This is a genomic window from Bacillus sp. 16GRE42 (genome assembly GCF_019837435.1).
Taxonomy (GTDB): Bacteria; Bacillota; Bacilli; order Bacillales; family Bacillaceae_G; genus Bacillus_A; species Bacillus_A wiedmannii.
Genome location: NZ_JADAXF010000001.1, coordinates 1439407 through 1451852, shown reverse-complemented (window position 1 = coordinate 1451852; position 12446 = coordinate 1439407). Strand labels below are relative to the sequence as shown.

The 12446-nt window shown below is 36.5% G+C and carries 11 protein-coding genes; 10 read left to right on the top strand and 1 reads right to left on the bottom strand.

The annotated features are described in order from the left end of the window. The first annotated feature begins 59 nt into the window (after window positions 1–59). The 3 genes from ILS93_RS07380 to ILS93_RS07370 all read left to right on the top strand — a co-directional run bounded on the left by ILS93_RS07380 (window position 60) and on the right by ILS93_RS07370 (window position 1431). Window positions 60–560: a YceD family protein gene (locus tag ILS93_RS07380; protein WP_000872150.1), complete on the top strand. Its 501-nt coding sequence runs from the start codon at window positions 60–62 to the stop codon at window positions 558–560. A gap of 61 nt (window positions 561–621) precedes the next feature. Beyond that, window positions 622–795, top strand: coding sequence for a 50S ribosomal protein L32 (gene rpmF, locus ILS93_RS07375; protein ID WP_001984764.1), 174 nt, complete (start codon window positions 622–624; stop codon window positions 793–795). A 129-nt stretch (window positions 796–924) separates the two neighbouring features. Beyond that, window positions 925–1431 carry an RsfA family transcriptional regulator gene (locus tag ILS93_RS07370; RefSeq protein ID WP_060488408.1) on the top strand — a complete coding sequence of 169 codons (507 nt, stop codon included), beginning with the start codon at window positions 925–927 and terminating at the stop codon, window positions 1429–1431. Window positions 1432–1465: 34 nt separating this feature from the next. Here the strand turns inward: ILS93_RS07370 and ILS93_RS07365 are convergent, their stop codons facing one another. Next, the gene (locus ILS93_RS07365) at window positions 1466–1939 is read right to left on the bottom strand and encodes an N-acetyltransferase (protein ID WP_060488409.1); all 474 of its coding nucleotides are present in this window, start codon (window positions 1937–1939) and stop codon (window positions 1466–1468) included. 375 nt (window positions 1940–2314) lie between these two features. Here ILS93_RS07365 and panE point away from each other — a divergent pair, with 375 nt between their 5' ends. The 7 genes from panE to murE all read left to right on the top strand — a co-directional run bounded on the left by panE (window position 2315) and on the right by murE (window position 12434). Next, window positions 2315–3205 carry a 2-dehydropantoate 2-reductase gene (gene panE, locus ILS93_RS07360; RefSeq protein ID WP_222660274.1) on the top strand — a complete coding sequence of 297 codons (891 nt, stop codon included), beginning with the start codon at window positions 2315–2317 and terminating at the stop codon, window positions 3203–3205. A 79-nt stretch (window positions 3206–3284) separates the two neighbouring features. After that, on the top strand, window positions 3285–4901 hold the full coding sequence (gene bshC / locus ILS93_RS07355; RefSeq protein ID WP_222660272.1) for a bacillithiol biosynthesis cysteine-adding enzyme BshC: 1617 nt from the start codon (window positions 3285–3287) through the stop codon (window positions 4899–4901). A gap of 369 nt (window positions 4902–5270) precedes the next feature. After that, the gene (rsmH, locus tag ILS93_RS07350) at window positions 5271–6203 is read left to right on the top strand and encodes a 16S rRNA (cytosine(1402)-N(4))-methyltransferase RsmH (RefSeq protein ID WP_222660269.1); all 933 of its coding nucleotides are present in this window, start codon (window positions 5271–5273) and stop codon (window positions 6201–6203) included. Window positions 6204–6218: 15 nt separating this feature from the next. Further along, a complete protein-coding gene (gene ftsL, locus ILS93_RS07345) occupies window positions 6219–6581 on the top strand; it encodes a cell division protein FtsL (RefSeq protein ID WP_000067081.1) in 363 nt (120 codons plus the stop codon). A 21-nt stretch (window positions 6582–6602) separates the two neighbouring features. Further along, window positions 6603–8753, top strand: a complete 2151-nt coding sequence (locus tag ILS93_RS07340) for a penicillin-binding protein (RefSeq protein ID WP_098101659.1) — start codon at window positions 6603–6605, stop codon at window positions 8751–8753. Window positions 8754–8834: 81 nt separating this feature from the next. Continuing rightward, the gene (locus tag ILS93_RS07335) at window positions 8835–10751 is read left to right on the top strand and encodes a stage V sporulation protein D (protein ID WP_064474968.1); all 1917 of its coding nucleotides are present in this window, start codon (window positions 8835–8837) and stop codon (window positions 10749–10751) included. A gap of 207 nt (window positions 10752–10958) precedes the next feature. After that, a complete protein-coding gene (gene murE, locus ILS93_RS07330; protein ID WP_098101661.1) occupies window positions 10959–12434 on the top strand; it encodes a UDP-N-acetylmuramoyl-L-alanyl-D-glutamate--2,6-diaminopimelate ligase in 1476 nt (491 codons plus the stop codon). The last annotated feature ends 12 nt before the right edge of the window (window positions 12435–12446 follow it).

The following is a 12446-nucleotide window of genomic DNA, read 5'->3' as shown; positions in this document are numbered from 1 at the left end:
CATTGACAAATATAAAATGGCTAGCTATAATTTTGTTTGTTGCCTTGAGGTGATATGATATGAAATGGTCCATCCATCAATTGAATAAATTGAGAAATAAAGGATTGACATTGGATGAGATGGTAGATGTAAGTGAGCTACAAGAGGTCGAGAAAGATATTCGTGAAATTAATCCTGCTCATGTAACAGGAAGAGTTGATTTTGGCTCCGGTAAGTTTACGTTCCATCTACATATAACTGGAAGCATGGTTTTACCATGTTCTCGCTCTTTAGTAGATGTGACATTACCATTTGACATTAAAACAACTGAGGTGTTCCAAACTTCACAAGAAGAATTTGAAACTGAAGCTGAAATTCATTGTTTAGAAGGAGAAGTACTTGACTTACTGCCCGTAATCAAGGAAAATATACTTTTGGAGATTCCAATGCAAATTTTCAGTGATGATGTTTCTGGTGGAGCACCGATGCAAGGTCAAGACTGGCAAGTGATTTCGGAAGAAAACAAAGAAAAGACTGTTGATCCACGATTAGCAGGACTTGCAAAGTTTTTTGACAAATAATCGGAAGACTGGTTTAGGCCTTCATATGAAAATAACTATTTCTTTTAAGGAGGTGGGAAGAATGGCTGTACCTTTTAGAAGAACTTCTAAAACAGTAAAAAGAAAGCGTCGTACGCATTTCAAATTATCAGTACCTGGTATGGTAGAGTGCCCAAGCTGTGGTGAAGCGAAATTAGCTCACCGTGTATGTAAAGCATGCGGTACTTACAAAGGTAAAGAAGTAATCAGCAAGTAATTGCGGGAAAATAAACGTAGAAGATATCTTCTACGTTTATTTTTTTTGTCTTATTCTTTATTTGTTGTATTCTATCTTTTCTAGTAACTGCATATGCTTAATAAAAAATGCATAGGGAGGACTAGAGAGATGGCGACAACAAGACAAGATGCTTGGACTGATGATGAAGATTTGCTTCTGGCAGAAGTAGTACTCCGGCATATTCAAGAAGGTGGAACGCAATTATCTGCCTTTAAAGAAGTGGGAAGACATTTATCTCGTACACCAGCAGCATGTGGCTTTAGATGGAATTCTTACGTTAGAAAACAATACAAAGAACGTATTGAAGAAGCGAAGCAACTACGTAAAGTAGAAAATTATGAAGTAAAAGAGACAAAGGTAGTAGAGCCTACGTCAATTACATTGAATGATGTTATTGATTTCTTGCAAAATTATAAAGATGAAAACTCTTTAATGGTGTTGCAACAGCAAATTGAATCGTTACAAACAGAGAGAGAGAGTCTTTTGGAGCGATTATCAGTATATGAGGAAGAGTATAGAACATTGCTTGATTATATCGATCAAAAAAGAAGTGTAATGGTAGCAGAAAGAAATAGCGCTCGTTCGAATGGAAAATTAGAAAAGTTAAAGAAATAAAAAAACAGCTGCTATGTAGCTGTTTTTTTATTTCTTATGCGGACTCTTCGTTTGTAACCGCATTCAAATTTGTTTCGGGGTTCCAAACATAAAAATCACCATCAGGTACTGATACAGGCTGGAAATTTAATTTATCCCAAAAACCAGCTGAATGGATACGTGCGATCGTTTTAATTGGGAACTGTAGCCCCTTCGCATAATTTACAAGCATTTCTCCGAATCCTTGTTTTTGGAAAGTTGGTAACACTTCAAGTTTATAGAGTTCTAGGTAAGTACCTGTAATTTCGAATGGTTCCCCGCCGTGCCTTTTCATATATAGACTCATACGTGCAATTAGTGATCCACCATAATAAATACCGTAAAATGGAGATTCACTATCGTTTTCAATAATGTTTGCCTGTAATTCTTCTAACATGGATAATTCTTGAGCTCCGCAACCTTTAAATTTTTTAAATTCGTCTAATGTTTTATAATTGATGAGCAAGCGCTCAACTTTTGGGAATCCCATAACATCACATCCTCTTCTTGTCTCGTTGAATGCAGAAAAGTAAAAATATTTATAATAATATTATAACTCATTTTTTTATTTTTATGAAGAAGATAGTATATTTCTTTTATTATTTTTTTGGGGATTTGCTAAACTAAGAGTAGAAGCATATTAATAGGTAGTATATACATATTGAAAGTAGAGGTTGCATTTGTTTGTTAAAGAGCAATGAAATTGTAAACTGTGTTCATGGAATTGAGAAAGATAAAGTGAAACTGTAATCGGTGGGATTTGTTCACCTTTAGTTAATTATGATTCCGCACCAATCAGGTGTTTGCGGGATAAAAAGGGGGAGGGAAAAAGGACTTGTGTATCGTATTTATATGAGTTCCTTGTGTGAAAATGAAAATTGGAGTTGTGGGACCAGGAGCTATCGGTCTGTTATATGCATTTTATTTACAAAAAAGTAATCAAGATGTTACGTTGTTTACAAGGACAGCTAAACAGGCTGAGGAATTGAATATAACGGGTGTAACTTGTATGAGGGAGGAAAAACGTGAAACCGTATTCCCACCTGTTTTGCCAATAGAAAATATGCTAGACAAGAAGCTAGACTATATATTTATTGCTGTTAAGCAATATCATATAACTGACATACTGCCTTTTGTGCGAGGGGAATCCTCATTAATCTTTTTGCAAAACGGAATGTCTCATCTTCATGCTATGCAGAAAATAGGGAATGAAAATATTGCAGTTGGGATTGTAGAGCATGGTGCAAAAAAAGAAGAAAGACATACCGTTTATCATACGGGGATAGGTGTAACGAAGTTTGGAATCGTGCACGGCCAGTCTATACATTTTGAAAAAATATTTAAGTGCTTTCCATTTCCTCATTTTCCGATTCAAATAGAAGATGATTGGAAGGATGTCATGCACAAAAAATTAGTAGTTAATGTATGTATCAATCCATTGACAGCGTTATTACAAATCCAGAACGGAGAGTTGATTACGAACCCGTTTTTTTATGGATTGATGGAGCAAGTATTTCAGGAAGTCGTTTTTCTTGTTAAAGAAGAAAAAGAAATGGTATGGAAAATGGTACGTCACGTATGTGAAAAAACGTCTCATAATACATCATCTATGCTGGCAGATGTAAGGGCGAATAGACAAACGGAAATTGGTGCGATTGTTGGATATGTATTAGAGGAAGCTAAGAAACAGCAACGATCCGTTCCGACACTTCAATTTTTGTTCGATGCAATAAAAGGATTAGAAGTAAAAGAATAAGTGTAATTCTTTGCTTTTACGTGCAACATTGACTACAATGTGGATTGGTGAGAGAACAGGATACGAAAGGAAGAATTATATGGAGATAAAAGAAATCTCTGTTCCGCAACAAGGTGTTGTAGCGGACTATATGAACGGTAAAAAAGAGATACAGTCGTGTTTTGACTATATGTTAACAGAAGATGCTTTTAAACAGCGTGTACATGATTTGCGTGAGAGGGAGTTTTTCCGCCAAGATTTAGTAGCGCATTTATTAGAATATAATACAAAATTACAAGCGGGAGAAGCTACGATTCAAAATGTAAAAGCGCTTGGAGAAGAAAATACATATGTTGTTATAGCTGGACAACAAGCTGGATTATTAACTGGACCACTTTATACAATTCATAAAATCATTTCAGTTTTACAGCTTGCGAAGGAAAAGGAAGAAAGTTTAGGTGTTAAAGTTGTTCCTGTTTTCTGGATTGCTGGTGAAGACCATGATATGGATGAAATTAATCATACTTTTGTAACGAAGAATAAAAAAATAAAAAAGACTATTTTTCATGATCGTAATCCGAAAAAGGCGAGTGCTTCAGAGTCCGAGCTTTCTTTGGAAGACTGTAGAAAGTGGATTGAAGAAATTTTCAAAACATACCCTGAAACGAATTTTACAAAGGATGTACTGCAATTTATTGATGATTCTTTGGGGGAATCGAATACGTATGTAGATTTCTTTGCCCATCTTATTATGAAAATGTTCGTGAATTCTGGTTTAATTCTTGTTGATTCACATCATCCTGAATTAAGAAAATTAGAAGTGCCGTTTTTTAAGCAAATTATAGGTAAGTATAAAGAAGTACAAGAGGGGCTTCATAACCAACAGGAAATAATTAAAGAATTAGGATATAAACCGATTATTGAAACAAAGTATAATGCAGTACATATATTTATGGAAATTGATAATGAGCGAGTGTTACTTGAAAACGATCAAGGGAAGTTTGTAGGGAAGGATGGAGCGTATTCCTTTTCAAATGAGGAATTGATGGAAGAGATGGAAAGAAGCCCGGAACGCTTTAGTAATAATGTTGTAACGCGCCCTCTTATGCAAGAGTATCTATTTCCTACGCTCGCGTTTATTGGAGGACCAGGGGAATTAGCTTACTGGAGTGAATTGCAACAAGTTTTCCATACGATTGGTTTCCGAATGCCGCCTGTCGTTCCGCGTATTACAATCACTTATGTAGAGAGGGATATAGCGACAGATTTATACGATTTGCAATTGCAAGACAGTGATCCGTTTTTAAATAACGTAGATAAGTTGCGTGAAAACTGGTTATCTAATCAAATAGAGGAACCGATAGATGATCGATTTGTAGAGGCGAAAAAAGAAATAATTGATATCCATACGTCATTACAACAGTTTGTGAAGAAAATAGATCCTGGATTAAGTGCGTTTGCAGGGAAAAATGAATTCAAAATTAATGAACAAATTGAACTGTTGGAAAGAATGTTGAAAAGAAATGTTGAGAAAAAACATGCAGTACAGCTAAATAAATTCCGTCGCATACAATTTGCACTTCGTCCATTAGGGGCGCCGCAAGAGCGTGTGTGGAATGTATGTTACTATTTAAATCAGTTCGGTTTGGATTTCGTTGATCGTGTAATGGCAGAAACGTTTTCTTGGGACGGAAAACATCATGTTATAAAACTATAGAATCTTGCTCTTAGGAGCAGGATTTTATTTTTGTTCTGTTGAATTTACTGTGAAGTGAAATTTTTCTGAATTATTAATTTTAAAAACGGTGAATATCGTAATTATGCAGGATACTTAAATATATGACAAAATAGCACAAAATGTAAACGTATTATCATCTTTTTCGACAGTTTTTTATTTAAATTCCCGCAAAAGATGATAAAATTTAGTATATAATAAAAGAAAATAGCGATTTGTATAGTATGCTGCCTTTGTAGGCAAGTTAAATGAGTCGTTCTTTCATAGTATTTCGTTCTCTAATCGTGAAATATGCGTTTGGAGGAGGAGATGCATTCAACATAATTAATTGGAAAAAGAGTAGGTGCAACAATGTTTAAACACGTAACAGTACTTTTGAAGGAAACAGTAGACGGCTTAGATATAAAGCCAGGTGGTACATATGTAGATTGTACACTGGGGGGAGGAGGACATAGTTCTTATTTATTATCCCAATTAACTGAAGATGGAAGATTAATCGCGTTTGATCAAGATGAGATAGCGATTCAAAATGCGAAAGAAAGATTCTCTTCATACGGTGAGCAGTTCATAACAGTAAAGAGTAATTTCCGTTATTTATCTGAAAAACTACAGGAATTAGGTATAACAGAAGTAGATGGTATTTTATTTGATTTAGGTGTTTCATCCCCACAATTAGATACACCAGAGCGTGGCTTTAGTTATCATCATGATGCACCGTTAGATATGCGGATGGATCAAGATGCCCCATTAACAGCATATGATGTTGTAAATAGCTGGTCATATGAGCAACTTGTAAGAATTTTCTTCCAGTATGGTGAAGAGAAATTTTCAAAACAAATAGTAAGGAAAATTGAAGCGTATCGTGAGAATAAAGCTATTGAAACGACAGGAGAATTAGTAGAACTAATTAAAGAGGGTATTCCAGCTCCTGCTCGTAGAACGGGTGGACATCCTGCGAAGCGAGTGTTCCAAGCAATCCGTATTGCGGTAAATGATGAATTGAAAGTGTTTGAAGAAGCGTTGGAATCTGCAATTGAGATGGTCAAGCCGGGTGGAAGAGTTAGTGTTATAACATTCCATTCTTTAGAAGACCGTATTTGTAAAACGACGTTTAAGCGAAATAGTACAACGCCACAATTGCCACCAGGATTACCGATTATTCCTGATGAATTTAAGCCGAAATTAAAGCTTATTACAAGAAAACCGATTTTACCTTCTGATATAGAGTTAGAAGAAAATAATCGAGCGCGTTCTGCGAAATTGAGAATCGCTGAAAAACGATAAAAAGGGGAGAGAGGTATGAGTAACTTAGCTGTAAAGTACAAACAACAAGCGCAAGAAGAGGTACAGATTCAAACGCCCCCACAGCAGATGGTTCAGCCAAAAGCTAAAGCGAAGATTACAAGAATCGAAAAACTGTTGTATGTAGCATTTATTGGCTTTTTATTGTATGCCTGTGTAGCGTTTATTGGAAATAAAGCAGGCCTTTATCAAGTTAATGTAGAAGCAGCGACGATAGAACAAAAAATTGTACAGCAGCAAAAAGAAAATCAAGAGTTACAGGCTGAAGTAGAGAAGTTAAGTCGCTATGAACGAATCGCTGAAGTTGCAAAAAAACACGGGCTAGAAATTAATGCGAATAATGTGAAGGGCCTCAAATAAGGCAATAGGTGTGAAGGGAAAATGAAGAGAAATATGACTAAATTTCATACCAATAAGGGAGCAGGGTATTTTATGATTTTATTCCTCCTGCTCTTTTTGCTATTGTTAGCCCGATTTTTTTACATACAAGCGACAGGAACGGTGCATAATCAGGATTTGGATAAACTTGCTCAGCAAAAACATAGTAAAAAAGGAGTTCTAGAAGCAAATCGCGGGACGATTTATGATCAAAACGGTCATGTGTTAGCGCAAGATGCAAACTCTTATAAACTTGTAGCGGAACTAAAAGGTGCGAATCATGTTGAAAATAAAGAGGATACTGCAAAGAAAATTGCGGGAGTACTCGGAAAAGATGAAGAGAAGATTTTAGCCACGTTAAATAAAAAAGATAAAAGTCAAGTCGAATTTGGAACACTAGGTAAAGATTTGACGAAAGAACAGAAGGAACAAATAGAAGCATTGAAATTGCCAGGCATATCTTTTATTACTGAAAATGCAAGAGTGTATCCGAACGGTGATTTTGCATCTTACGTTATAGGGCATGCTAAACCGAATGAAGAGGGAACGTCGGTAGGGCAATTTGGTATAGAAAAAAGTTTAGATAAATATTTAAGTGCTTCTAACGGGAAAGTATCTTATACAGGTGATCGTAAAGGAGTGTCTCTTGACGGTGGGAAAGTGAACGTAGAGGCACCTAAAAACGGAGATAACGCGTATTTAACGATAGATCAACGTATTCAAAGTTATTTAGAAGATGCGATGAAAGCTGCAAGTAAGCATTATGAACCAGAAAATTTAATAGGGATTGTTGCGGACCCAAAAACAGGGAAAATATTAGCGATGTCTAGTAAACCTAGTTATGATCCAAATGATCGCCAAATTGAATATTTCTTCAATGATGCAATTGCAAATGCATTTGAACCGGGATCAACAATGAAAATTTTCACGCTAGCGGCAGCGATTAATGAAGGTGTGTATAAAGGACAAGATTATTATCAGTCTGGTACATACCAAGTCGGAAACCGAAAAATAAAAGATCATAACGGCGGTGCTGGATGGGGATCTATCACATTTGATGAAGGGGTAGAGCGCTCTTCCAACGTAGCGTTTGCAATTTTAGGGGATCAAAAACTTGGCCCAGAACGATTCCGAAAATATATTCATAGTTTTGGATTAGATGAAAAAACGAACATTGATTTACCTGGTGAAGGTTCAAATACCATTGTATTCGATCAGCAAATACAGCAAGTAACAACAGCTTTTGGACAAGGTTCTACTGTAACGCCAATACAGCTTGTACAAGCTGCAACTGCTATTGCAAATGATGGGAAAATGATGAAGCCTTATACAATTGATAAAATTGTAGATCCAATAACAGGCGAAGTAAAATTAGAACATAAGCCAGAGGAAGTGGGAAAACCTGTTACGAAAGAAACAGCAGCGCAAGTAAGACAGTTATTAGAACGCGTTGTTACATCGCCGAAAGGAACAGGAACTGCTTATAAAGTTGATGGGTATTCAGTTGGTGGTAAAACAGGGACAGCGCAAATTCCGGATGGAAAAGGTGGCTATATGACAGGAAGAGAGAATTACATATTCTCATTCTTAGGGATGGCACCTATGGACGATCCGCAACTTGTTGTATATGTAGCTGTAAAACAGCCGAAATTGAAAGATGATGAGAATGGCGCACAGCCTTTAGCTGATATTTTTAAATATGTAACCAAAAATAGTTTAGAGTATTTAAAGATTAAGCCAAATGAAATAAAAGACCCGAAAAAATATGTGAAAGAACAACAAACTGTCGTTCCGGATGTAACAGGGAAAACGATGGAAGAAGCGAAAAAAGCAATTGATAAAGCAAAACTTCGTCCAATCGTATTAGGCGAAGGAAAAGTGCAGCAGCAAGTGCCAAAAGCAACTGAGCAAACATTAAAAGGTGACCGAGCCTTCTTAGTAGGAGATAAACCTACAATGCCAAATATACAAGGTTGGGCACTGCGTGATGTTATGAATTTAGCAAAAACATTAAAGCTTAACCTAAAACCTACTGGTACGGGATACGTAACCGAACAAAGTGTGCCAGAAGGAACATTGTTGCAACCTGGTACAGAGCTAGGTGTAACACTTGTACCGCCACTTGAACCACAACAAGAAGCAGAAAAACCGTAATGGTAAAAGAGAAGAAGTTCTAATTAAATAAGTACAAGCATATATTGGAACAAGCTAGGCGTAAGGGAGGCTTGTTCCAATATGCGTGTATCAAATGTAACAGTTAGAAAACGACTTATTTTTATACTCATATCAGGTATACTTATTTTCACTATCATCGATATTCGTCTTGGATATGTGCAATTTTTTCTTGGCAATATGTTAACGGATCGTGCGAAGGATTCATGGAGTCGTAATATTACTTTTGAACCTGAACGTGGGAAGATTTTAGATCGAAATGGTGTGGAACTTGCTACGAATAAAAGTGCTCCAACTGTCTTTGTTGTACCGAGGCAAATTGAAAAACCAGCAGAGACTGCAGAGAAGTTAGCTGCAGTATTAGGTGTGGAAAAAGATGAGATTTATAAGAGAATTACAAAAAAAGAATCGATTGTAAGGTTAGATAAAGGCGGAAGAAAAATATCACATGATAAAGCGAAAGAGGTACGAGGATTAAGTTTGAAAGGTGTTTATATCGCAGAGGACTCTATCCGGTACTATCCATTTGGCAACTTTTTATCACACGTATTAGGGTTTGCTGGTAGTGATAACCAAGGTCTTATGGGACTAGAAAAATATTATGATAAAGAGCTAAATGGTGATGAAGGACATGTGCGTTTTTTTGCAGATGCAAAAGGACAAAGGATGCCTAATGTTGGCGATGATTTCAAAAAACCAGAAGCTGGTTTGAATTTAGGCTTAACAATTGACGCACGTATTAATAGAATTATGGAAAGAGAAATGAATATTGCGGAGTCGACATATAATCCAGATGGTATGATTGCGATTGCAATGAATCCGAAAAATGGTGAAATTTTAGGTATGTCGAGTCGGCCGAGCTTTGATCCAGCAGATTTTCAAAGTGTTTCTCCAGAAGTGTATAATAGAAATTTACCTGTATGGAGTACGTATGAGCCTGGTTCAACATTTAAGATCATTACGTTAGCCGCAGCCTTGAATGAAAATTTAGTAGACTTAGAGAAAGATACGTTTTATGATGATGGAGCAGCTGAAGTGGGTGGAGCTAGATTGAAATGCTGGAAAGCGGGAGGCCATGGTAGCCAAACGTTTTTAGAAGTAGTTCAAAACTCTTGTAACCCAGGATTTATCGAACTTGGTGATCGTCTTGGTAAAGACCGATTGTTTAAATATATTCGTAATTTCGGCTTTGGACAGAAAACCGGAATTGATTTGCAAGGTGAAGGTAGTGGGATTTTATTTAATTTAGATAAAGTTGGTCCAGTCGAGCAAGCAACTACTTCATTTGGTCAAGGAGTTTCTGTAACACCAATTCAACAAGTAGCAGCAGTAGCAGCGGCTGTAAATGGTGGGACATTGTATCAACCGTATATAGCTAAGGAGTTTATTGATCCGAAAAATAATCAAGTTGTAAGTAAAAAGACACCTGTGGAAAAAAGAAAAGTTATTTCCAAGGAAACTTCAGAAAAAGTTCGGTATGCATTAGAGAATGTTGTAGCAAAGGGATCTGGTAAAGGTGCTTTCATTGATGGGTATCGTGTAGGTGGAAAAACAGGTACGGCTCAAAAGGTGAAAGATGGTAAATATTTAGAGAATAATTATATAGTATCTTTTATCGGTTTTGCTCCAGCAGATGATCCGGAAATTGTTGTCTATGTTGCTGTTGATAATCCGAAAGGTGTAACGCAATTTGGTGGAGTAGTAGCAGCTCCAATTGTTGGGAATATTCTTCGGGATGCACTTCCTGTTATGGGAGTGAAACCGAGACAAGAACAAGTTGAGAGAGAATATAAATGGGGCGATACACCAACTGTGGAAGTTCCGAATTTAATTGGTATGAAAAAGAAAGACTTACAGACACAACTCGTCGATTTGAAGCTTGATATAAGTGGAGACGGGGAGAAAGTAATTAAACAATCGCCAGAAGCAGGAGCTAAAGTGAAAGAAGGCTCAAAAATTAGAATTTACTTCGGGAATTAAAGGTAACCTAGTACGTTTTATGGTACAATTGGTGGAAGTGAGTTCTTTATAGAAGAGTTACTTAATTTGAGGCTGTAAGAGCCTCAATTATAAATAGGTCTATTTATTAGACACAGTAGCACTTACCTCCTATTTTATATAATTAGGAGGTAACGTGTTGCTTATTAAAAAAGAGATAAATACACAATGTAGAGAGGGTTTAGTGAAATGAAGTTGCATACACTTTTATCATGTTTGCATGATTTTCCAGTTGTTCCAAAAGAAAATCCAGAAATCACATCTATAGAAGCTGATTCACGTAAAGTGAAAGAGGGAAGCTTATTTGTATGTATGAAAGGATATACGGTTGATAGCCATGATTTTGCTAAGCAAGCAGCGGCACAAGGAGCGGCTGCTATTGTTGCGGAAAGACCAATTGATGTTGACGTTCCAGTTGTACTTGTGAAAAACACTTTTCGTTCGTTAGCGGTTTTAGCTGATTATTTTTATGGTCAACCAACACACAAGTTACATTTAATCGGAATTACAGGTACAAATGGAAAGACAACAACATCGCATATTATGGATGAGATTATGCGCGCACATGGTCATAAAACAGGGCTAATTGGAACGATTAATATGAAAATCGGTGATGAAACATTTGAGGTGAAAAATACAACACCAGATGCACTAACACTTCAACACACATTTTCAAAAATGGTTGAGCACGGTGTAGATAGTACAGTAATGGAAGTTTCGTCACATGCTTTAGATCTTGGTCGTGTACACGGATGTGATTACGATGTAGCAGTGTTTACAAATTTAACACAAGATCATTTAGACTATCATAAAACGATGGAAGAATATAAACATGCAAAAGGGTTGCTATTTGCACAACTTGGCAATAGTTATAATCATAATCGTGAAAAGTACGCGGTACTGAATAACGATGATGCTGTAACTGCGGAATATATGAGAAGTACTGCGGCAACTGTTGTAACGTATGGAATTGATACAACAAGTGATATTATGGCCAAAGATATCGTTATGACGAGTGGCGGAACTACATTTACGCTTGTAACACCGTATGAAAGTGTAAATGTTACGATGAAATTGATTGGGAAATTTAATGTATATAACGTACTAGCGGCAACAGCGGCAGGACTTGTTTCTGGTGTAAGTTTAGAAACGGTTATTGATGTAATAAAGCAACTAGCTGGAGTTCCAGGACGTTTTGAAGTAGTTGATGGTGGACAAAATTATACAGTTATTGTGGATTATGCACATACACCAGATAGCTTAGAAAATGTATTAAAAACAGCAAAACAGTTTGCAAAAGGCGATGTATATTGTATCGTCGGTTGTGGCGGAGATAGAGATCGAACAAAGAGACCAATCATGGCAAGTGTTGCAACAAAATATGCAACTCATGCAATTTACACTTCAGATAATCCAAGAAGTGAAGAGCCAGGGGCTATTTTAGATGATATGGTGCAAGGTGCAAATGGGAATAATTATGAAGTAATTATTGATAGAAAAGAAGCGATATACCATGCAATTACTAATGCGAAAGCTGAAGATATCATCATTATTGCTGGTAAGGGTCATGAAACGTATCAAATTATTGGTAAAGAAGTTCATCATTTTGACGATCGTGAAGTCGCTAAAGAAGCAATTACAGAGCGTTTAAACAACGAAGAGTAACAACGTGAGAGG

Coding starts and splice junctions, on each gene's coding strand:
- ILS93_RS07380 (WP_000872150.1), top strand. CDS start 60: ATGAAATGGTCCATCCATCAATTGAATAAATTGAGAAATAAAGGATTG.
- rpmF (WP_001984764.1), top strand. CDS start 622: ATGGCTGTACCTTTTAGAAGAACTTCTAAAACAGTAAAAAGAAAGCGT.
- ILS93_RS07370 (WP_060488408.1), top strand. CDS start 925: ATGGCGACAACAAGACAAGATGCTTGGACTGATGATGAAGATTTGCTT.
- ILS93_RS07365 (WP_060488409.1), bottom strand. CDS start 1,939: ATGGGATTCCCAAAAGTTGAGCGCTTGCTCATCAATTATAAAACATTA.
- bshC (WP_222660272.1), top strand. CDS start 3,285: ATGGAGATAAAAGAAATCTCTGTTCCGCAACAAGGTGTTGTAGCGGAC.
- rsmH (WP_222660269.1), top strand. CDS start 5,271: ATGTTTAAACACGTAACAGTACTTTTGAAGGAAACAGTAGACGGCTTA.
- ftsL (WP_000067081.1), top strand. CDS start 6,219: ATGAGTAACTTAGCTGTAAAGTACAAACAACAAGCGCAAGAAGAGGTA.
- ILS93_RS07340 (WP_098101659.1), top strand. CDS start 6,603: ATGAAGAGAAATATGACTAAATTTCATACCAATAAGGGAGCAGGGTAT.
- ILS93_RS07335 (WP_064474968.1), top strand. CDS start 8,835: ATGCGTGTATCAAATGTAACAGTTAGAAAACGACTTATTTTTATACTC.
- murE (WP_098101661.1), top strand. CDS start 10,959: ATGAAGTTGCATACACTTTTATCATGTTTGCATGATTTTCCAGTTGTT.